Annotated in this window: 22 protein-coding genes, 1 other RNA gene and 1 pseudogene; 21 read left to right on the forward strand and 3 right to left on the reverse strand. The window is 29.6% G+C overall.

What is annotated here, in order from left to right:
- Nucleotides 1-18: 18 nt before the first annotated feature.
- Both BR69_RS0106220 and BR69_RS0106225 read left to right on the forward strand, forming a co-directional pair.
- Nucleotides 19-549, forward strand: a complete 531-nt coding sequence (locus tag BR69_RS0106220) for a GNAT family N-acetyltransferase (protein ID WP_027632414.1) — start codon at nt 19-21, stop codon at nt 547-549.
- Between the two features lie 459 nt (nt 550-1,008).
- Nucleotides 1,009-2,484 (forward strand): protein adenylyltransferase SelO, encoded by a 1,476-nt coding sequence (locus BR69_RS0106225; RefSeq protein WP_027632415.1) that lies wholly within the window; start codon nt 1,009-1,011, stop codon nt 2,482-2,484.
- Between the two features lie 152 nt (nt 2,485-2,636).
- Here BR69_RS0106225 and BR69_RS22160 read toward each other — a convergent pair.
- A pseudogene (locus tag BR69_RS22160) lies at nt 2,637-3,251 on the reverse strand (histidine phosphatase family protein).
- Between the two features lie 342 nt (nt 3,252-3,593).
- Here BR69_RS22160 and BR69_RS0106240 point away from each other — a divergent pair.
- Entirely contained in the window at nt 3,594-5,207 is a 1,614-nt protein-coding gene (locus tag BR69_RS0106240) for a beta-N-acetylhexosaminidase (protein WP_027632417.1), read from the forward strand.
- A gap of 253 nt (nt 5,208-5,460) precedes the next feature.
- The gene (locus BR69_RS0106245) at nt 5,461-5,655 is read left to right on the forward strand and encodes an alpha/beta-type small acid-soluble spore protein (RefSeq protein WP_027632418.1); all 195 of its coding nucleotides are present in this window, start codon (nt 5,461-5,463) and stop codon (nt 5,653-5,655) included.
- A gap of 214 nt (nt 5,656-5,869) precedes the next feature.
- Here the strand turns inward: BR69_RS0106245 and BR69_RS0106250 are convergent, their stop codons facing one another.
- Both BR69_RS0106250 and BR69_RS0106255 read right to left on the reverse strand, forming a co-directional pair.
- Nucleotides 5,870-7,057: a CapA family protein gene (locus BR69_RS0106250; RefSeq protein WP_027632419.1), complete on the reverse strand. Its 1,188-nt coding sequence runs from the start codon at nt 7,055-7,057 to the stop codon at nt 5,870-5,872.
- Nucleotides 7,058-7,543: 486 nt separating this feature from the next.
- Nucleotides 7,544-8,134: a hypothetical protein gene (locus tag BR69_RS0106255; protein ID WP_027632420.1), complete on the reverse strand. Its 591-nt coding sequence runs from the start codon at nt 8,132-8,134 to the stop codon at nt 7,544-7,546.
- Between the two features lie 176 nt (nt 8,135-8,310).
- Between BR69_RS0106255 and ssrS the strand changes: the two genes are divergently transcribed.
- The 17 genes from ssrS to BR69_RS20070 all read left to right on the forward strand — a co-directional run bounded on the left by ssrS (nt 8,311) and on the right by BR69_RS20070 (nt 22,637).
- A non-coding RNA gene (gene ssrS / locus BR69_RS21450) (6S RNA) lies at nt 8,311-8,507 on the forward strand.
- A 559-nt stretch (nt 8,508-9,066) separates the two neighbouring features.
- Nucleotides 9,067-9,504, forward strand: coding sequence for a peptide-methionine (R)-S-oxide reductase MsrB (gene msrB / locus BR69_RS0106260; protein ID WP_027632421.1), 438 nt, complete (start codon nt 9,067-9,069; stop codon nt 9,502-9,504).
- A 232-nt stretch (nt 9,505-9,736) separates the two neighbouring features.
- Entirely contained in the window at nt 9,737-10,258 is a 522-nt protein-coding gene (locus BR69_RS0106265) for a peroxiredoxin (RefSeq protein ID WP_027632422.1), read from the forward strand.
- Nucleotides 10,259-10,479: 221 nt separating this feature from the next.
- The gene (locus BR69_RS0106270; RefSeq protein WP_027632423.1) at nt 10,480-11,313 is read left to right on the forward strand and encodes a sulfurtransferase; all 834 of its coding nucleotides are present in this window, start codon (nt 10,480-10,482) and stop codon (nt 11,311-11,313) included.
- Nucleotides 11,314-11,380: 67 nt separating this feature from the next.
- The gene (locus BR69_RS0106275) at nt 11,381-11,554 is read left to right on the forward strand and encodes an HTH domain-containing protein (RefSeq protein ID WP_027632424.1); all 174 of its coding nucleotides are present in this window, start codon (nt 11,381-11,383) and stop codon (nt 11,552-11,554) included.
- Nucleotides 11,555-11,828: 274 nt separating this feature from the next.
- A complete protein-coding gene (locus tag BR69_RS20065; RefSeq protein WP_034849443.1) occupies nt 11,829-12,710 on the forward strand; it encodes an FUSC family protein in 882 nt (293 codons plus the stop codon).
- A 16-nt stretch (nt 12,711-12,726) separates the two neighbouring features.
- On the forward strand, nt 12,727-13,386 hold the full coding sequence (locus BR69_RS0106285; protein WP_051623514.1) for a TVP38/TMEM64 family protein: 660 nt from the start codon (nt 12,727-12,729) through the stop codon (nt 13,384-13,386).
- Nucleotides 13,387-13,596: 210 nt separating this feature from the next.
- Nucleotides 13,597-14,070 (forward strand): GNAT family N-acetyltransferase, encoded by a 474-nt coding sequence (locus tag BR69_RS0106290; protein ID WP_027632426.1) that lies wholly within the window; start codon nt 13,597-13,599, stop codon nt 14,068-14,070.
- A gap of 103 nt (nt 14,071-14,173) precedes the next feature.
- The gene (locus BR69_RS0106295; RefSeq protein ID WP_034849445.1) at nt 14,174-14,758 is read left to right on the forward strand and encodes a C40 family peptidase; all 585 of its coding nucleotides are present in this window, start codon (nt 14,174-14,176) and stop codon (nt 14,756-14,758) included.
- Nucleotides 14,759-14,871: 113 nt separating this feature from the next.
- Complete coding sequence (locus tag BR69_RS0106300; protein WP_027632428.1) at nt 14,872-15,579, forward strand: SPOR domain-containing protein; 708 nt, start codon at nt 14,872-14,874, stop codon at nt 15,577-15,579.
- 317 nt (nt 15,580-15,896) lie between these two features.
- Nucleotides 15,897-16,157, forward strand: a complete 261-nt coding sequence (locus BR69_RS0106305) for a DUF4321 domain-containing protein (protein WP_051623516.1) — start codon at nt 15,897-15,899, stop codon at nt 16,155-16,157.
- A 12-nt stretch (nt 16,158-16,169) separates the two neighbouring features.
- Entirely contained in the window at nt 16,170-16,736 is a 567-nt protein-coding gene (locus tag BR69_RS0106310) for a Maf-like protein (RefSeq protein ID WP_027632430.1), read from the forward strand.
- Nucleotides 16,737-16,801: 65 nt separating this feature from the next.
- Nucleotides 16,802-17,485 carry a RadC family protein gene (gene radC, locus BR69_RS0106315; RefSeq protein WP_027632431.1) on the forward strand — a complete coding sequence of 228 codons (684 nt, stop codon included), beginning with the start codon at nt 16,802-16,804 and terminating at the stop codon, nt 17,483-17,485.
- Between the two features lie 19 nt (nt 17,486-17,504).
- Nucleotides 17,505-18,524 (forward strand): rod shape-determining protein, encoded by a 1,020-nt coding sequence (locus tag BR69_RS0106320; RefSeq protein ID WP_027632432.1) that lies wholly within the window; start codon nt 17,505-17,507, stop codon nt 18,522-18,524.
- Between the two features lie 2 nt (nt 18,525-18,526).
- Nucleotides 18,527-19,372, forward strand: coding sequence for a rod shape-determining protein MreC (mreC, locus tag BR69_RS0106325; RefSeq protein ID WP_027632433.1), 846 nt, complete (start codon nt 18,527-18,529; stop codon nt 19,370-19,372).
- 13 nt (nt 19,373-19,385) lie between these two features.
- A complete protein-coding gene (mreD, locus tag BR69_RS0106330) occupies nt 19,386-19,874 on the forward strand; it encodes a rod shape-determining protein MreD (RefSeq protein WP_027632434.1) in 489 nt (162 codons plus the stop codon).
- Nucleotides 19,875-19,889: 15 nt separating this feature from the next.
- The gene (locus BR69_RS20070; RefSeq protein ID WP_051623517.1) at nt 19,890-22,637 is read left to right on the forward strand and encodes a penicillin-binding transpeptidase domain-containing protein; all 2,748 of its coding nucleotides are present in this window, start codon (nt 19,890-19,892) and stop codon (nt 22,635-22,637) included.
- Nucleotides 22,638-22,645: the final 8 nt, after the last annotated feature.

The following is a 22,645-nucleotide window of genomic DNA, read 5'->3' on the forward strand; positions in this document are numbered from 1 at the left end:
AGAAAGTTGGTATAGTTTATGGAAATAATTATTAGAAAAGAAGATAATGAGGACAATAATAAGGTATATATGTTAATAAAAAAAGCATTTGAATGTGCTGAACATTCAGATGGAGAGGAACATAATTTAGTAAATAGACTTAGGAAATCTGAAAATTATATTTCAGAACTTTCATTAGTAGCCTTAGATCATGGAATTATAGTAGGACATATTATGTTTACAAAGATAGTTATAGAAAATAGAGATACAAAACATGAATCTTTAGCCTTAGCACCACTTTCAGTATTACCAGACTATCAAAATAAGGGTATTGGAAGTAAGCTAATCAATGAAGGTTTAAAGAGAGCAAAAGATTTAGGATACAAATCAGTTGTAGTACTGGGTAGTAATAAATATTATCCACGTTTTGGATTTGAGGAAGCCTTAAAGTTTGGAATTAAAGCACAATTTGAAGTTCCAAGTGAGAACTTTATGGCAATTGAACTAGAAAAAAATTCACTTCAATATGTAAATGGCACTGTAGTGTATGCTAAGGAATTCTTTCAATAATATTAACAATAGGAACTTTATTTAATATAGAAAATAATAGAGAAAAACCTTAAAGTTTCGATAGTTAAAACTAAAAAAGATAAGAAAAAACAGATAGATAGACTAACGATTAGTCTATCTTATTTTATAAAAATAATAAAACTTGAAATTAAAATATATTAAATATATAATCTATCAATTAAGACATAAAATATATTAATGACTAATGTATACAAATTAAATATACTTACATTTATTTTAGGTTATACAGATTTTTATAATAAATTAGTTTCATATAAATTTATATAGCATCAAAGATGAGGTTACTAAAGTTATATTATAGAATAATAAATTTTTAGAAGTGTAAACTAAAAAGAGTTAAGTTGCTACAAAATTTTATATTTGAAAAATTCTATATAATATGACTTTTATTTTATGTAAAACACTATATAAAAATAAAAATGAGAAAAGGAGATACTAATGAAAGAGAGAGAAGTAATAATAGAAGCAGGCTTAAATTTAGAAAACACCTATGCTAACCTTCCAAAAATATTTTTTACTAATCAAATCTTAGGACATGTACCATCACCAAAGATAGCAGTATTGAATTATCCATTAATAGAATCCTTGGGGTTAAATGCTAAGGCACTACAAAGTGACAATGGAGTAGATATACTTTCAGGAAATAAAATTCCAGAAGGTGCTACTCCCATTGCTGAGGCATATGCAGGACATCAATTTGGAAACTTTACTATGTTAGGCGATGGAAGAGCTATGCTTATAGGGGAACATATAACACCGAAGGGAGAGAGAGTTGATATTCAGCTTAAAGGTTCTGGTAGAACTCCATATTCTAGGGGTGGAGATGGAAAAGCATCATTAGGTCCAATGCTAAGAGAATATATTATAAGTGAGGCAATGAATGGATTAGGGATTCCTACCACTCGTAGTTTAGCTGTGGTTACAACAGGTGAATCAATAATAAGAGAAACTAAGCTTCCAGGAGCAATACTCACTCGTATAGCTGCTAGTCATATACGTGTTGGAACATTCCAGTATGCTGCTAATTGGGGGACAGTAGAAGACATTAGAGCCTTAGCAGATTATACATTAAAAAGACATTTTAAAGAGGAGAATTATAGTGGGAATCCATATATTTTCTTACTTAAAGAGGCAATAAAAAAACAAGCAGATCTTATTGCAAAGTGGCAACTAGTTGGATTTATTCATGGGGTAATGAACACTGACAATATGGCAATTAGTGGAGAAACTATTGATTATGGTCCTTGTGCTTTTATGGATACTTATGATCCTAGAACTGTATTTAGTTCTATAGATATTCATGGAAGATATGCTTACTTTAATCAACCTAATATTGCTGGATGGAATCTTGCAAGATTTGCTGAAACTCTATTACCATTACTTCATATTAATCAAAATGAGGCAGTTAATATAGCCAATGATGCTATTGCAGATTTTCCTAATCAGTATAAGAATAATTGGATTTCTGGCATGAGAAGAAAGCTTGGTATCTTTAATGAAGAAGCTGAGGATGAATATCTTATTGAAGGACTTTTAAGCACTATGCAAAAATATGAGGCGGACTATACTAATACTTTTCGTGATTTAACCATTTCTAAGAAAGAAGATATAGCACTATCTGGTACAGTAGAATTTGAGAAATGGTATGATTTATGGCAAGAGAGATTAAAAAGACAAGAAAAATCAGAGGAAGATTCAAGAGAACTTATGAAAAATAATAATCCATCAGTAATTCCACGTAACCATAGGGTAGAAGAAGCACTAGAGGCTGCTGCAGACCAAGGAGACTATAGTGTTATGGAGGGACTTTTAAAGGCACTTTCAAAACCTTATTCATATTCTAAAGAGCAGGATTATTATTCTACATTACCTGAGACATCAAGTTGCAAATATAAAACTTATTGTGGAACCTAATATAAAAATTAAGATTAATAATTAATAAGGTAAGGGGTTTAATATAACCCCTTACCTTGCTCATTATTAATATTTTTATAGTAAGATATATAAATTGATCTTTAGACTTAAAATTCTATCTTTTTTACGTATAGTCATAAAAATATTCTTTATTAAACCAAATCTTCTAAATGTCCAGTATCATTAATACACTTTATAGTTAGGTTATTATTTAAAATATCATACTTTACAATGCTGATGCTGCAATTGTCAATCTCTATACCAAATCTCTTATACTGTTCTAAATCTAAAAATTCACATAAAAGTATTGCAATGGTGCCTCCAGAAGTTACTATTACAACATTTTCATATTGCTGTTTTTTTATATCATCTATAACTTTCATTACTCTAGTGCGAACGTCTTCACCGCATTCGCCATCAGGATAAGGCAAATCTGCTAAATGCTTATGCCACTCTTATGCATAATCTTCATCAGTGGTATATCTCTCTTCCATAGTTAATGTATCCCATGAACCCATATTAATCTCTCTTAATTCTTTTTTAATAATAATATCTGTGTTTACATAACTGTTTATTATTTTGGAGGTTTCTATAACTCTTTTCAAATCACTTGAGTATATAATATCTATATTATATTTCTGTATTCTCTTTCCTAATAATTCCGCTTGAATTTTTCCAAATTCATTTAAATCTTTATCAGCAGCACCTTGAAATTTTCCATCTCTATTCAAATTAGTTTGTCCGTGTCTTAATAAATAAATATTCATTGACCCACCCCTAAATTAATTTTTTTATTTAAAGTGAACTGTAGTTTCAAGTTAGTAAACATTGGTTTGTAATATTTTATAGTTGAGAGCTGTGATTATTATACCATATATTGGTTGGAACTTATTTGCTTTGAAGCAAGTTTCCCTAACAGAATAGCGGTATTATTTTTAAGTTCCTTATTACAATCACTGTATTCTAGGTTTTAATGACTCTATGACTCTATCTTTTGATGTATATACTATTGATTTTAGGTTATAAAATAATAATGAAGGTTTTAGAGTGTTTTCCATACATACATGTAATTAGACTTATATTTTAAAATATTTAAGGATGGTGAACTAATGAAAAATAAACCTAATATCCATTGGAAATCTATATCTATAAGTATGGTGTTTTTAATACTAGTCATGTTTTCCTTTGCTATAAGTTTTAAAGAGATCAATAAAACTAATCCGACTTTTGCGGTAGAGGATGGGAGTAATATTATTATTCCAAAACCTTTAAGTTATAAAAAGGGAGAAGGGAAATTTATTCTAAAAAAAGATACTCCAATTTATGTGAAGGGAAACACTGAAGAGGAAACAGAAGAAATTAATAAAATTGCTGAATTTTTAAAAGGAAAACTAAAACCTTCCACAGGATTTGATTTAAATATTATTAAAGGAGATAATCCTCCACCAGGCAGTATATATTTAACTACTATAGGAGGAGCTAAAGATAAGGGAAGTGAAGGCTATACAATAATAATAACCCCAGAAAATATTAAAATTATAGCAAATAAACCAGAGGGTCTTTCAAGGGCAGTGCAAACTTTAAGACAACTATTACCAGCAGATATTGAAAAAAATACATTAGTAACTAATATAGAATGGAGTGTCCCAGCTGCTACAATAGATGATAAGCCAGAACATGCCTATAGAGGATTAATGATTGACGTGGCTAGACACTTCTTTACTGTAGATGAAATTAAGCGTCAAATAGATTTAGCGGCACAATATAAAATAAATAGGGTTCATTTACATCTTAGTGATGATCAAGGCTGGAGATTAGAAATAAAGAAATGGCCAGATTTAACGAAGATAGGAGGAAGTACAGAGGTAGGCGGTGGACCAGGAGGATATTATACTCAAGAAGAATTTAAGGATATAGTTAAATATGCTGCTGAGAGGTATGTGGAAATAGTTCCTGAATTTGATATGCCAGGCCATAGCAATGCAGCTTTAGCTTCTTATGGATTCTTAAATGAGGATGGTAAGAAGAAACCATTATATACAGGTACAAATGTAGGTTTTAGTTCCTTTATGACTCACGATGAAAAAACCTATGGATTTATTGAGGATGTAATTAAAGAAGTCTCTGAAATATCACCTTCAAAATATATTCATATAGGGGGAGATGAAGCAGATAGTACTAAAAAGGAAGATTATGATTATTTTGTAGGAAGGGTATCTAAAATAGTTGAGAAGTATGGAAAAACTGCAATTGGATGGGATCCAATTGATACCTCACCTCAAATTAATTCAAGTGTTATACTTCAAAATTGGAAAGATTCCAATGCAGCAGCTAGAGAAAAGAATATGAAAATGATTATTTCTATTGCAAAAAAAGCTTATTTAGATATGAAGTATGATGAGAACACTCCATATGGATTAAATTGGGCAGGATATATTCCAGTAGAAACTGCATATAAGTGGGATCCTACAGACTATGCTCCCAAGGAATTAGTTCTAGGCATAGAAGCTCCATTATGGACAGAAACAATTGAAGATACTAAGGCTATGGATTATATGATATATCCAAGACTATTAGGTTATGCTGAAATAGGATGGACACCTAAAAATGCTAGAGAGTGGATAGAGTATAAGAGTAGGCTAGAAAAACATGGAGAGAGAATGAAAAATCAGGGAATAAATTACTACAATGATAGTACTATATGGAGAAGTAAAAAGAAATGATTTTAAAATAGTTATATCTTATAGTAGGATTTTAATAAAAGAGATACAAAAAGTGAAAGGAAATGGCCAAGAATTTAAAACTCGGCCATTCTTTTAAATTAAGAGATAAATATAAATATAACTTAAAATTATCCAATAGAAGATTTTAATGCTAGTTATGCTAAGATTTTTATAGATTATTATTTACTAGAACGGTTAACATATTAATGCCGGCAAATAATAATTAAAATAAAATTTTAAGGAGGAAACTAATATGGCTAGTTACAATAGAACTTTAGTACCAGAAGCAAAGAAGGGTTTAAACACATTAAAGAATGAAGTTGCAACAGAGGTTGGAATACAAAACTATGAGAATGCAGACAAAGGAAACCTTACTTCTAGACAAAATGGAAGTGTTGGCGGAGAAATGGTTAGAAGAATGGTAGAAAGCTACGAAAGAGGACTTTAAAATATAAGTAATTATTGATGTACTAAGAATTAACTTGATGCATTAATATAAATAAGTCATAAGAATAATTGATAGGAGCTAGTAATACCTTATAGGTAATACTAGCTCCTGTTTTATATAGATTTTAAATATATATAAATATTATACTTAAAGTTCATAGTATTCTAAAAAAGAATAAGAGGCTTAAGTTTTCATTTTACTTGTGATTATGACTTTAGCTATTATTTAATTCAGTAAATTCATCTTTAATAGACCCATTAAGAGTTGGAGATAGATCATTCATAAATTTTAATAAGGAATCTTTTTTATCTCCTTCAACAGGGGTTGGGCAATAGTCATTTTTATAATCTACAGAAGATATAGATGCTGGAATTACCTTAAAGGTATAATCCTTAAGCTCATTACCTTGAATATTAAATTTTGTTTGTAAAATAAAAGTTCTTTTTTCTCTAGGATTAGAATTTCCTCCAAAGCTAAAATTAGATAAGGAGTAGGCTATTAATTTACCTTTATAATTCTCCATGGTTTGTATAACATGAGGATGAGAACCAAGAACCATATGAGCTCCACTGTCTATTGAAAATCTAGCTAAATTCACTTGAGTATCTATAGGTTTAAACTGACTCTCTATTCCCCAATGAAAATATGGAATTATAACAGTTGCTCCATTCTCTTTTAACTCATCAATATCTTTTTTTATTGTATTTCTTAGTTTTTCTGTATCACTCCAACCTTGGTATCCAAGAAATCCAAATTTTACTCCTTTAATATCTTTTAATATTTTAAAACCTTCTCCACAAAAGTCTACCTTAGCATTTTTAAGAACCTCCACAGTATCATCAAAGCCCTGTTTTCCATAATCATATATGTGATTATTTGATAGAGTGACTCCTTCAATACTAGAAGAAGTGAGTATATTTACAAAATCCTTTGAACCTTTAAAATGAAAGACTGTACCAGACCCCTTATTTGCTTTTTTAGTTGCATCAGTAAAAGTGGTTTCTAAATTTACTAAAGTATAATCGTCATTTTTAAATATATGTTCTACATTTTTCATAAAATAAGTATAATCATTCCCTTGATTCTGAAGCATTGTAGGAAGACTTGTAGATTTGGCGAAGTTAGTATCTGTACCTAATGTACAGTCGCCAGCAGCAGAAAGTAAAATTTCTTTTTTTTCTAAGTCTTTTTCTTTTGGTTTATCATCTGTAGTAGGGGTAGGGTTTACTGTAGTAGTAGCATTATCTTTTGGTTCTGTTACTGGATTATTTCCATTGGACTTATTAGAATAAAATAATTTACTAAATGAATATACAGATAATATAAGTATTATAATTGAAAAAGTTGCAAAACCTATTCTTCTTATTTTGAATTTCTTAGAGTTACGCCTTCTTCTCCTCAATTTAATCCCCTTTCTAAGTAATAGCTTACTTAAATTTTTAAAATATCTTTTATATAACTTAGAATAATTTGTGAAAATAAAACTCAATATTATAATAGTATAAATATTAGATTTTATTTTTTATAAACTATATTAATACAAGTACATAATAAGACTTTTAATTATAATTAGATCACTTTATTAAAATATAAGTATGAATTTAAAATTGTCTATTTTAAAGATTAAATTAGAATAATAAACTAAGTTAATTTTAATATAATCTTTATACTTATTCAACGGATAAAGTCTTAAATTTACTATAAATATAAAACCTTTCAATAGCTTCTTAAGAGTATGAAGAAGTCTATTAAAAGGTTTTAGTTTACTTTATTCAAGACTTTATAACTCTAATAACTTTAGCATTAAGTAAAAATTAAAGTTATAGAATCTAGAATAGGTTAAACTACAATGAAGAGAGAGGAAAAATCCTTACTCTTAATTGTAGCCTTACTTTATGTTTAATACTAAATATTGATATATTCTAAAACTCCAGAAATCATATAATTCCTTATCATATTCTTTAAGAATATTTAAAAATATAGGTAATTGTCCTTTTTTCTCAATTCCTTTCATAAGGTGTCTAGGGTAGGGTACATTTTTTTTGTAAGATTGTTTAGGATCAATAACCTTTAAGGTCAAATCCTTTTGAACATATAAATCTTTACAACGGATATCTAATTTTTTAAAACCAAGCTTTTCAAATTCTTTTATAAGTTTTATTAAGTTAATAGAAAGTACTTTATCAAGTTTATGTTTTTTTAAATATTTATCAAGTCGTTTTCCATCTACATAATCTCTTATTATGTAGTTTTCACCACTCTCGTATACTTTAGGGAAGTTAGAACTTTTTTTGCAAGCTTTTTTTAGAATATAATATTCATCATCACATACTTTTTTTCTGCCAAATATCTTCATAACCTTTCCACTAGGAAGGAGATACACAATACCATTATTACCATGACCAAGAACCTCACCTTCTTTTAGATATTTCTCCATATTTTCAGTCCATGTTAAAGAAAATCCTTGTCTTCTAGTCATAATAAACCTCTTAATATTATTCTTATGGTCAGTATATTCATATGCTTTTGGAATAGTTACTAAAATATGGGATAACATCTAATAAGACTTACAATGTGCCTAAAACAGGTTACAAAAAAATATTGCAATGATATAAGAATGTGATATAATCATATTAGAAAAGAAATTAAATAGCTTTTGATCTGAGATATACGAGAAGCTCTTATTTTGAACCTACAGTATTTAAAAGGGAGTTCAATATTTAAAGGTGGATTTGTAGTCCTATAAGCCCTACTATTTTTACTAGGCCTGGAGAGATTGAGACCTTTGTGAGAGCACCCACCTATCAGAGTGATAGGTGTCAAAATCAGGGCGCCGGTATTTTGGATTATATATTAGATTTTTCTTTAGGAGAGCTTAAGTTAAGCTCTCCTTTTTGCATACTATAAATTAAAGTAAGAAGTGATTATTTATATGGGATTCCATGGTCATTTCTTAATTTATACATTCATAAACTTTGAGACTTATCAACGAATAATTTGCATGTATAAACTACCTTTCGAGTATGGAACCCTATAATACCATTAAAATAACATACTAAAGTATTATAAAAGGGATGAGTGGTAATATTATGTTATGAAGCAGAAATATTAAAAAATTAAATTTAACTTATTTGTTGATTCTTTCCTTGAAATTGTAGGTTTTAAATATTGTATAAATAAAGCTTATATTTAAAACCTTTATATTTATAGGGTTTTAAGTTTTAAGTTTAATTTATACATATATCCAAAGAAAGATAAATCAAGGATATTTTTAATGACTAAGTTAAGTGTTTATGTAAAAACTATATAAGTTAAAGTAATTTAATATAAGTATTTTATTATAGATAGGTTTATATTAAATAATAGAATTAATTTTAGCTATAAATTTTAACATAGAAGGAAGGTTAGGATATGAGTAGATATGATAAAGAAAAATTAAAGAAGGAGCTTACCCCAATACAATATGAGGTAACTCAAGAAAACGGTACAGAAAGACCTTTTAATAATGAATTTTGGAATCATAAAGAAAAAGGAATATATGTGGATATAGTATCAGGAGAGCCACTTTTTACTTCTTTAGATAAATTTGATTCAGGATGTGGATGGCCATCATTTACAAAACCTGTAACTAGAAAAAATATTACTGAGAAAGCGGATTTTACTCATAATATGCATAGGATTGAGGTAAGAAGTAAGGAAGGAGACTCCCATCTAGGTCATGTGTTCAATGATGGACCTTTAGAAGAGGGTGGTCTTAGATATTGTATAAATAGTGCAGCATTAAGATTTATACCCTATGATAATCTTAAAGAAGAAGGGTATGGAGAATATATAGAGGTGCTTAGGTGATTTTTGGAAAAATATCGTTAACTATTATAACTTTACTAGTCTATCTATAGGTAAGATATTGATAAAACATATTAATTAGAAAAATTTATTAAAAACTTTTTATAATCTGTTGACAAAATTTATGAGAACCATTATCATAGTAACCAAGGAGTTAATAAATAATAATTATTAACTAGTAATGAGTAAACATATTTAATTAGATTTTAAATAAATTTTTAGGAGGTTTTTTATTATGGAAAGATTAGTAGGAAATGTAGCTCCATGTTTTAACATGAAGGCAGTAAATGGAGAAGGTAGTGACTTTATAACAGTTAAGAAGGATGACTACAAAGGAAAGTGGCTTGTTATGTTCTTCTACCCACTAGATTTCACTTTTGTTTGTCCAACAGAAATAACTGGATTCAGCAAGAGATATGAAGACTTCAAGGCTGAAGGAGCAGATGTATTAGCAGTAAGCTGTGACAGTGAATTCTCACACCAAGCTTGGATAAAGGGAGACCTTGGAAAGTTAGCATTCCCAATGGCATCAGACTTCACTAAGTCAGTAGCTAAGGATTATGGAATATTAGTTGAAGAAGATGGATTAGCATTAAGAGGATTATTTATAATCGATCCAGAAGGTAAGGTAAGATATTCTGTTGTTCATGACTTAAACGTAGGTAGAAGTGTTGATGAAACATTAAGAGTATTGAAGGCTTTAAAAAATGGAGGACTATGTCCAATAGATTGGAATGAAGGAGAAGATACTCTATAATTTAAAGCTTATATAATAATTTAAGCTAAGGCTTAAAACAATAGATTCATTCAAGTAGTTTCAGGACCCCCATGATATTCATGGGGGTCTTATTGTTATTATATTTTTTAAAATACATAATTAAACCCTTTAGTATCAATGCTTTTCTATACAAAGTTGTAAACATTTATTATAATGTTTATATAGGAAAGAATATACTATACTTAAGGGGGATTTGTTTTATGAAAAACTTAGTTTGTACAAAGTGGGTAAAAGAAAGATTAGGTAATACTGATGCAGTAATTTTTGATTGTAGATTTTCTCTTATGGATCCGGAATATGGAGAAAAAGCATATAAAAAAGAGCATATAGAAGGGGCCATAAAGATAAATTTAGATAAAGATCTAGCCTCAAAGGTTGAAAAACATGGGGGAAGACACCCACTTCCAAAGGTTGAAGAATTCAAAAGCTTTATGGAGGACTTAGGAGTTTCTAATAATTCTACAGTTATAGTATATGATGATGGTGATTTAGCAGGAGCATCAAGACTTTGGTGGATGCTTAAATATATTGGTATAGAAAATGTACATGTAATGGAAGGTGGAATAAAGAAGTGGATTTTAGAGAATAATCCAACCACTGATGAAATATCCAATATAAATAATAAGGGAAGTATAACTGTAAAACTTAATGAAGACTTAATTTGTGATGTGAACTATGTAAAAGAAAGAATGAAGGATAAAAATACTATTATAATAGATTCAAGAGCTAGAGAAAGATACCTTGGAAAGGTTGAACCTATGGACAAAAAAGCAGGACATATACCAGGATCTAAAAACTATGACTGGGCTAATAATTTTAAGGATGGTAAACTTATTTCAAAAAATGACTTAAAAGAAAGGTTTAAAGGGGTAGAGGATTATAAAGACATTATAGTTCATTGTGGTTCAGGTATAACAGGATGTGTTAATGTTCTTATGCTTAAAGAGATTAATATAGATTCCAAACTTTATGCAGGAAGCTGGAGTGATTGGTGTAGTTATGAAGAAAATCCAGTTAGCACAGAAGAGGAATAATTGTTATAGAACTACAATTATTCTTATGGTATAATTTTCATATAATATTTAATTAGGAGGAGATACCATGGAAATTAAAGATAAAGTTTTAGATTTATTAAAAAAAGAGGAAGCTTTAAAGGCTGGAGAAATATCTGAAAAATTAGGAATAGATAAAAAAGAGGTAGATAAGGCAATAAAGGAGTTAAAGAAAGAAGAAAAAATAACATCTCCTAAAAGATGCTTTTACTCTGCAGTGTAGTAACATATATTGATTTTAAATAAACATAATTTTAAAAATAAGCACTATGAAATCACTAGTGGCAATGGGATTTTCATAGTGTTTATTTATATTTAAGAAAGTTATAGGAGTTTTAATTTTTAAAATTAATGCATATAGATTAACATTTGAATTTAAAATTCTATAAGGATTATGAAAGTAAAACAGAAAGAATTCTATTAATTAGTATCTTATGATACAATGTTTAAAAGTTAATTTTATATTTTAAAAGGTTTAATAGGTTAGGAGGATGGTAATGAAGATAGGCATGAGGATAGTTAAGACATCTATAGCAGTATTTTTTTCTATAGTAATCTCTAGATTTTTAGGATTAGAAAGTGGATTTTTCGCATGTATAGCTGCGGTTATATCTATGGAAAGCTCTATTATACATTCCTTTAGAGCAGGGATTAATAGAATAATTGGTACAATACTAGGAGCATTTATAGGACTTATGTTCGCACTTATTTCTCCAGGAAACCCATTCTTAGCAGCCCTAGGAATATTTATAATAATATCCTTATGTAAATATTTTAAATGGAATAAGGCAATTACTATTTCTTGCACTGTTTTTAACGCTATAATGATAAATTTAGATGGTAGAGATCCTTTCTTATATAGTAGTCATAGATTATTGGAAACCTTGCTTGGAATATCAATAGCTTTAATTATAAACTACTTAATAAAGCCACCAGATCATAATAAAAAAATTGAAGTTAAATATAATAGTATAAGAGATAGACTTCTTTATATTATAGAGGATTTTATTTTGAATAATAGAAAGCAAGAATTAACAGAAATAAAGGCAGAAATAGTGCAGCTTGAAAATATTATTAAAGTTTATGAAAATGAAATTTTTATTAGTAATGATATAGATAAAATTAGGATTTACAAAGAGATAATAGATTATATAAAAGAGATAATGGTACATATAGAAGCTACCTATGTTTTAGAAAATTACGAAAAATTAAATGAGGAAAATTTAAGATTCTTTAAAGAGTTATTTCATAATAAAAATGTTATAATGGATGAGGGTGAAATTTCAGAGAGTCACCAAAGTATTATATATAATTTTAATATAAAGAATATTTTACAAAAATTTCTAATAGTAAGACATAGAGAAGATGAAATAATTTAAGAAAGGATTCTTGATAATGAATAAGCAGAAATTAAAAACTATACTTAAAATATTATTATTTTTAGTATTATTATTAATAGTAATAAAATTATTAGGACATGCTAAACTATTACATAAACTTAGAAATCTGGATTCCTTAATAGAATTTATAAAATTAAGAGGAAAATATGCAGCAGTTGTTTTCTTTATTATGTTTTCCCTCAAACCATTAATTTTAGTATTACCATCAGCAATGATGTCCGTAGCGGCAGGGGTTATTTTTGGGCCGGTCTATGGATTTATTTTAAATATGGTAGGATTCTTTTTTTCAGGAACCATAGCATTCTTTATATCTAGGTTTTTAGGGAAGGATTTTGTGGACAAGATCCTAAAAGGAAAAGCTCTTAAGATAAATCAGAACTTAGATAAAAATGGATTTAAGGTTTTATTACTTTTAAGACTTCCTCCAGTATTACCTTATGATCCTTTAAGTTATACTTGTGGACTTAGTAATATGAGATATGTACATTTTATAACTGCATCTTTAATTGGGGTAATGCCAGAAACACTGTGTTATTCCATAATGGGTGAAAATTTTAGAGATCCTTTATCAGCAAAGTTTTTAATTCCTCTTGGAGTAGTTATAGTAGCTACTATACTTTCAGGATTTGCATTTAAAAAAGCTAAGGATAATTAATTTAATAATTATAAAACTAGTATTCTAAAATAAACACAATGAAGTTGTTGAGTTTCAACATAATTTCATTGTGTTTTTCTTTTATACTATTAACTCAAGTATGTTTACTTACAAGTCCTATTTTTCTTAAATCCTATTTTAATAAAATAATTATAATAAAAAGGATTTATTATAGAAATGTAGAATTATTTTTTTATGAGAGGTGATATTGTGCTTAAGGTTAATTTAAATATCAATAACTTTGTAGTTAAGAGTGTAGATTTAAACAATGTTGCTAATATAAATGAGTGGATTTTTAAGAATATAAAAGAAGTAGAAAAGGTAAGTTTTTGGGAAAACTTCTTAGGTTATTATATAACAGAAAACGAATTATTTTTATCTATTGAAAACCAAGAGGGCAATATAGTAGGGGCTATGAGAGGAACAATAGATGAAGAAAAAAGACTATTTATTCTCTTTTATAATTTAACATGGGAATTAGAAGAAAGTAAGCTAAAAAAAATTATCTTTGATTCACTTTTAGGGGATATAGAATCACTAGGAATAAAAGCAACTTATATTGCTGTTATGGAGGGGGATGTAAAATCACAGTACTTTTGGAATAGTAACGGATTTACAAAAATAAGAAGAGTAAAAGAGTACTATTGTTTAGAAAATAAAGATCTCATAATAATGCATAAATGAAATTTATAGTTGACTAACCATGAAATGGAAAATATAATAAGGTTATAAACTTATGGTTACGGATTTGTAATACTTTTAAAATTATGGGGTTGGGGGGATATTTGTGAAAAAATTTAGGTTTTTGATTTTTACAGGGTTATGTTTAGGTGGGATAACTGTTTTAGGGACCCAAACAACTAATGCTGACACCACTGGAAATACAAAAAAGGGAGCAGTAATAAAATCTACAACCTTGTCTACTAAAAAAATTGTAACCGTACCTGAAAAAGAAAAAATAAAGGATTCAAAGGGAAGTTTAGCTTTATCTAGAGGAGGTAGCACCCAAGGGAATCAGGTGGCAGCCTATACTCATAATTTCATAGGATCTCCTTATGTTTGGGGAGCTATGGGACCAAAGGCTTTTGACTGTTCAGGTCTTACAGCCTTTGTCTATGGTAAGGTTGGTATATCCCTTCCTCATTACACTGGATCACAGTTTTCCATGGGAAGTTCAGTTCAGAGAAACGATTTAAAGCCAGGAGATTTAGTATTTTTTAATACCTATGGCCCTATATCTCATGTAGGGGTTTATATAGGTGGAGGAGAATTTATACATGCACCTGGAAGTGGTAAAAAAGTCACTATAAGTGATATTAATAATGGATATTATTCTTCTAGGTATGCAGGAGCAAGAAGATACTTAAATTAATTTTATATACTATGATTAAAAGCACGGGCAAATTTTGTCGGTGCTTTTTTAGTATAAAATACTTTCTTAAATAATATATATTAATTAAAGTATTGTTTTTAGGAGGGAATAAAGTGAAATACACAAGATACAATTATAAGAAAAAAAATAATGACATATTTAAATTTTTATTTACTTTAATACTTATAGTCTTTACATCCTTTCTAATAGGAACTGCTGCTTATAGAGTTTTTATAAAGGGAAAGATAGAAAAAGATAATACTAATATCAATATACCTAAGGTATCTGATGACAATAATAAAGGGAATGTGATTAATAAAGAAGAAGATTTTAACTTTTATGGGGTTCAGATTGGAGTGTTTTCTAAAAAAGAAAATGCTGATAATACGAAGAATAAAATGAATAATAAATATAATGTATTCTATGGTAAAGAAAATGATAAATTAAGAGTTATGGTGGGAATATACGAAGAGGATAAGGTGAAAGAGACTATGGATGGCCTTACTAACGAAGGGTTAGCTCCAATTAAAGTTACCTTTTCATTAAAAAAGAAGGATTTTTGTGATGCAGAAATAGGAGAGATTCTACGAGGAAATCTAAAGATTTTAAATAAATTTGAAGATAAAAACAGTAAACCAATACAAACTAAGGAATTAAAAGAATGGACTAAAAATCTTAAAGAAGTAGAAAAAGATAGCAGAAATTATGAGGTTTTAGAAGAGATAAAAAAGTTTACCTTAGAGCTTCCAGATGAAATTACAAAGGATAAAGTTCCTGTATATTATGAAGCTATATACAATGTATTGAAGAAAGTTAAGTAAAAAGTCTATACACTTATACTTAATTAAAATATATTTATTAAACATAAAGGACTGTATACTAGTGCTATTGTACTAATATATAGTCTTTTTTATTATACTTTTTTATAAGGCTATATAATGGAAAACATAGTAGGGTCTTTTTTACTTAATGTAAAGTGTTTTATTAACACATTAATATAAAGTATGCTTTTATAGAAATACATTTTAATATAGATAATTTTATTAACAAGTTTATAGTTTTTTAAACTAAAAACCTATAAATTTGCTTGTGTATTAAAATATTAAATGGTAAACTATATAAGATGGAGGTGGTGGGGTTGCGCGAAGGCGTGTTTAAGGGAGGATTATCATGGATATTGATAGTTCTTTTTGCTATTTTAGGAAATTTGTTAGGTGAACTTATAGGAAATAGTGTCTATGCTCTTAGATTTTTAAAGGAATTTTATTCTATAGGTCTTACTCAACCACTAACATTGGACCTAGGGATAGTAAGTATGAGCATAGGATTAAAGTTTAATTTTAACATATTATCCATTTTAGGAATTATACTTGCTATTTTCATAATAAAAAAGTTCTAGGATGTGATTAATTTGAAAATTGTTTTAGCTTCAGCTTCCCCAAGAAGACAGGAACTTTTAACAAGGGTTTTAGAGGAGTTTACAGTTATAATAAGTGATTTTCAAGAAGAAACTGTAAAGTTTAATGGAGATTTTGAAGACTATGTAAAAGAAATATCAAAAGGAAAGGCAACAGATGTTGCAAGCAAGCTCGTTGGAGATTCATTAGTTATAGGAGTAGACACCATAGTTGCCTTTGAAGGAAAGGTTCTTGGAAAACCTAAGGATAATGAAGAAGCTTATGCTATGCTAAAAATGTTAAGTGGAAAAGTTCATACTGTATATTCAGGAATAACTTTAATGAAAACTTTAACCAGTGAAATTTTAAGCACTAGTGTAGCAACTAAAATAAAGTTTTCTAATTTAAGTGATGAGGAAATCTTAAATTACGTAAATACTGGGGATGCTTTAGATAAAGCAGGAGCTTATGGGATACAAGGACTTGCAGGAGTCTTTGTTGAAGAAATTCAAGGATGCTATTATAATGTAGTAGGACTTCCTATAAATAAATTAAATAGTATGCTAAAAAACTTTCTATAAGCTTAAAGTACATATTTTGAGGTATGGGGTAAATTCAAATATTATATAAAAGGTGAGTGCTTTTTATGGATAATTTAAAAATTATGGATTTACCTGAAAATGAGAGACCAAGAGAGAGATTAATAAAATATGGACCTAATACTTTGTCAAATTCAGAGTTACTGGCAATAATTCTGAGGAGTGGAACTAAGTATGAAAATGTAATAGAGTTAAGCAATAGATTATTAAAGGAAAGTTCGGGAATAAATGCTTTACTAAAATCTAATTATGAAGAGCTTACCTCTTTAAAAGGAATAAAAAAAGCTAAGGCAACGCAAATTTTAGCTTTATCAGAGCTATTTAAAAGATTTAATAGCTATTTTTCAGGGGAAGCTTATAAGGTATCTTCCCCTAAGGATGTATTTACCTTAGTTAAAAATGAAATGTCCTTATATGATAAGGAAGTCTTAAAGGTGATTATCTTAGATAGTAAAAACAGGGTTATATGTTATGAAAATATTTCTATTGGAAGCTTAAATTCTTCTATTGTTCATCCTAGGGAGGTATTTAAAGAGGCAATAAGAAAGAGTGGAGCTTCAATAGTTATTTGTCATAACCATCCATCAGGAGATTCTACACCTAGTAAAGAAGACATAAATGTAACCATTAGGTTAAAAGAATGTGGTAAAATGTTAGGCGTTGAATTAATAGACCACATAATAATAGGAATGAATAATTATGTAAGCTTAAAAGAAAAAGGTTTATTGTAAGGTGAAAGGAGATATATAAATGGGATTATTCGGGATAACTAAAGATATGGGTATAGATTTAGGAACAGCTAATACACTTGTATATGTAAAAGGAAAGGGCATAGTTTTAAGAGAACCTTCAGTTGTGGCTATAAATAATAACACAAAAAAGCCGCTAGCTGTTGGAGCAGAAGCTAAGCTTATGATAGGTAGAACACCAGGAAATATAGTAGCTATAAGACCAATGAAAGATGGGGTTATAGCTGACTTTGATATAACTCAAACAATGCTTAAGAAATTCATAGACAAGATTACTGCAAAATCAGCTTTTGCAAGCCCAAGAATAATAGTTTGCTTCCCATCTGGAGTAACAGAGGTGGAAAAAAGAGCAATACTTGAGGCTACAAAGCAAGCAGGAGCTAGGGATGTTGTACTTATGGAAGAGCCTATGGCAGCAGCAATAGGAGCTGGTCTTCCAGTGGATGAACCAACTGGAAGTATGATAGTTGATATTGGAGGGGGAACCACTGAGGTTGCTGTAGTATCCCTTGGAGGAATAGTTACTGCTAAGTCCTTAAGAGTTGCAGGAGATGAATTAGATCATGCAATAATAAATTATATAAAGAAAGAATACAACCTAATGATAGGTGAAAGAACATCAGAAGCAATTAAGCTAGAATTAGGATCAGCCTTTAAGATAGAAGGTGAAGAAGAAAGAGTTATGGAAATTAAGGGTCGTGATTTAATTTCTGGATTACCAAAGATAATAGAAATTACAGAAACTCAAATAAGAAGTGCTTTAAAAGAGCCAGTAGCATCTATTATAGAAGCTATAAAAACTACTCTTGAAAAAACTCCACCAGAGCTTTCAGCAGATATAATGGATAAAGGAATAATGCTTGCAGGCGGAGGAGCTCTTCTTAGAGGTCTTGATGAACTTATAAAGAATGAAACTCATATGCCTGTATATATAGCTGAATCTCCTCTAGATTGTGTTGCCCTTGGAGCTGGAAAAGCTTTAGATAACTTTGACAGTATAGCAAGACAACAAAGAGGATAATCATGAAGTTCTTTAAAAATAAACTGGCAGTTACTGTTGTGGTGCTGTCAGTTAGCTTTTTAGGTATAATTATTTTTACTGTAAAGAGGGACAATAAGAGTATTATAGAGAGTGGAGTAGGAACAGCATTAAATCCTATACAAAAGGTTGCATATACAATTAGTGACAAGTTTAAGGGTGCTTTAGAGTTTGCCACTAATTTTTCAAAGGTAAAGAAAGAAAATGATGATCTTGTAAAGAAGAATGACGAACTAGAAAATAAATTAGTAGAATTTAATGGGTTAAAAAGAGAAAATGAAGAATTAAAGGAAACATTGAAATTTACAGAAGAGAGAGATAACTATAACTATGTAAAAACTAACATAATAGGAAAAGCAGGTAATAGCTTTTTAGATGGATATATAGTTGATAAGGGAACTAATGATGGATTAGCTATAGGAATGGTGGCAGTAACCTCTAAAGGGTTAGTTGGCCAGGTTACTTCAGTTGCTTCTAATTGGTCTATAGTTCAATCTTTAGCTAATGAGAATATTTCAGTAGCAGCTATGGTTGAAAGTACTCAAGATAGTGATGGGGTAGTTAAAGGATATAAAAGTTCTTCAAATTCCATACTTGCAAAAGTTTATCACCTTCCAGTAGATTCAGAAATTAAAGAGGATGATGTTATTTTAACTTCAGGATTAGGAGAGATATATCCTAAAAATCTTAGAATAGGTAAAGTAATATCTGTAGAGGAAGATAAGGGTAAGGTTATGAAAATAGCTACCATAGAACCTTATGTTAACTTTAATAAGCTTCAAGATATGCTTATTGTAGTACCTAAAAATAAAAGAGAAATAAAGTATTAATTAGGTGATATTTATGAGGAGATTTATTCTTGCATTAATATGCATAGGACTTTTAGTGTTAGACAATACAGTTATGCCATTTCTTAGTTTTAGAGGTGCCTACGGAAGCTTACTGTTTTCTTTTGCAATATGCTATTCTATAGTTGTAGATGAGTGGGAGGCTCTGTTTATAGGATTATTATCTGGTATCCTTCAAGATATATATATGTTTAAAGGATTTGGGATAAATTCTCTTGTAAATATGATTCTTTGTATAGCAACTTGTAAAATAGGAACAAATATATTTAAAGAAAAATCATTTATTCCTGTTATAACTAATTTCTTTATGAGTATGTTAAAAGGGATCATGGTATTTTTAATACTATATGTATTGAAACAAAACACAGACCTTCAAACTGTAGCTATAGGAAGCGTGTATAGTCTTATAATGGCTATGATTATGTATAAAAGAGTCTTTAAGTTAAGTCAGAAACCATATATGAAAAAAGATTGGAATTTTTAAAAATTAGGTGATGCTATGAAAAAGAAAAGAAATTTAGACAGGTACAATGTTTTAATTGTGATTATGCTAGTTATATTTTCTATTATTATAGTTAGACTTTTTTACGTACAAGTAATAAATTATGATAATTATAAGGAACTAGCAGCTAATAGATCTATTAAGCAGATTGCAGAAGTAGCACCAAGGGGTATGATATTAGACAGTACAGGGTCAGTTCTTGCAAAGTCTGAGCAAAGCTACATGGTAGTTTATATGGAAACTAAGGATAATAAAGCAAAGATTTTTGATACCTTAACCAATCTTTTCAAAGTTTTAGATGAAACAGGAGAGACTTTGGTAGATGAGTTCGCATTGAAAACAGATCCATATAGATTAGAGTTTAAATCTAGCGACCCAGATGTAGTAAAAGCAATGGAAATAAGATTTAAACTTGATCGTGGTTTTGATGAAGCAATAAAAAGAAGGTTATTTAAAAATGTTGAAGAGCTTACAGATGAGCAAAAGGAAAAGGTAAATGAGGAGCTTTTAAAAATAACTCCAGAAGAAGTCTTTGATAAGCTTATTAAAGATTATGAACTTTATAGACTTCTAGGAATGGAGCCTAAAGAAGCAAAGGATTTAAAGGGGAGCGAGATTAAGGAAAAGCTTCTTGAAAAATATTCATTAGAAGAAATAAGAAAATATGTATTAGTTAGAGATAACATAAAGATGCAGATGTTTACAGGGTATAAGCCAGTAGTACTTTCTAGTAACATAAAGAAGGAATCAGCTTTTATCTTCCTTCAAAGACTAAATGAAATGCCTGGTATAGATATAAATATTCAGCCTATAAGATACTATCCTTATAAAGACTTAGCTTCTTCAGTTATAGGATATATAGGTTCCATAAATAGCTCTCAAAAGGAGAGATATGAAGAAAGAGGATATGATGTATCAGTAGATACTATTGGTAAATCAGGTATAGAGTCGGCCTTTGAAAATAGATTAAAGGGAGCTAAAGGTGGTACTGTTGTTAAGGTTAATAAAGAGGGTAGAAAGACAGAGGAGCTATTTAGGCTAGACCCAGCTCCAGGCCAGAATATACACCTTGCCCTAAGAAAGGATCTTCAATATACAGCAGAAAAAGCTTTAGAAGACACTATGCTGGCATTACAGAAAAAGGGAAGAACTGGAGACGGTCTTATAACTAAGAATGCTACAAGAGGATCTGTAGTTGTTTCGGAGGTAAACACTGGAAAAATTTTAGCTATGGCATCAAAACCAGGCTTTGATCCAAATGATTTAGCTGTACCAGGTAGGCTTACTGAAGAGCAAATAAAGGAATACTTTAGTCCAGATTTAGAAAAGTTTGGACAAGAGTATATAAAGAAGATGGGGCTTTCTAAAACTGTAGATGATTTATTCCCTAAGGATGAAAGAGTAAAATCCTTAAGACAGGACCCTTATGATTTATACCCAAAACCATTCTTTAACTATGCTACCCAAGGGGTAACAGCTCCTGGATCTATTTATAAACCTTTAACAGCAATTGCAGGTCTTGAAACTGGAGTTATTAGTGCCGGAGAGGTTATTAATGATAAGGGATTCTTTAATGATACCACTACAGGATATAAAGACTTAAAAGGATTTAAAGGAAAGAATGATGGTGGTTATGCACATGGAGCTACGGATATGAGAAAAGCCATAGCAAAATCATCTAACTATTATTTCTTTGAAGTTGCCTACAGACTTGGAAAACAGATGGGAATAGATAAGTTAGCTGAATATGCGTGGAAGTTCGGACTTGGAAGTGACCCAACTAAAGAGATGAAGTCAACCACTGGAATAGAGATAGAGGAAAACATTTTTGGTCAAACTTATAACCTTAAAAGTAATAGGGAAAGTGTTGCACTATACTCAATAATCGATGTGGTGGATAAGTTTAAACAGGGGTCCTTTGGAAGAAGTTCCTTTAAAGGAATGGATATAGGAAAAAGTAGTGAAGATAGTGATGATGTAGCAAATGCTAAGGAAGCTATTAAAGAAAGTATAAGAAAAGTTATAGGAACAGCTGGAGAAAAGGATGAAAACTTTAATGATGTAAGTAAAGAGTTTAAGGAAAAGATTAAGGCTTTCATAGAAACTATGCCAGAGGATGAGCAAGCTACTTATATGAAACAGCTGGATGCTATGACTTATGATTTAACCTCTTATATAATATTTGATGTTAGAAATAACATAGATGCTATATATAATGTGCTTAATGCAGCTATTGGTCAGGGTATAAATCAATTTACTCCTCTTCAAATGGTAAACTTCATTGCAACAGTAGCTAATGGTGGTACTAGATACAGAACCCATTTAGTAGACAAAATTACTGATTCTACGGGAAAGGTTATAGAAGAAGTAAAACCTCAAGTTTTAGAAAAGGTGGAAATGTCTGACGAAACTATAAGAGTTGTTAAAGAGGGAATGTATAGAACTGTCAAGGATGGTACAGCTGGAAGTCTTGCCAGTTTCCCTATAGACAATGGAGGTAAGACTGGTAGTGCTACCTTTAAAGAAGATGGTAAACAAGATGAACTTGGAAGAACTTCTTATGCTACCTATGTAGGTTTTGCCCCACTTGAAAAACCAGAAATAGCAGTAACTGTTGTAATATATGATGGTGGACATGGTGGTGAGGCAGTACCAGTTGCAAGAGCCATATATGAGCAGTATTTTAAGGAAGAATTAGATAAAATAGGTTATAAACCTATGTATAACTACAAATTACCAGAATAAAATTAAGG

The sequence above is a fragment of the Clostridium hydrogeniformans DSM 21757 genome (assembly GCF_000686705.1).
GTDB lineage: Bacteria > Bacillota > Clostridia > Clostridiales > Clostridiaceae > Clostridium_Z > Clostridium_Z hydrogeniformans.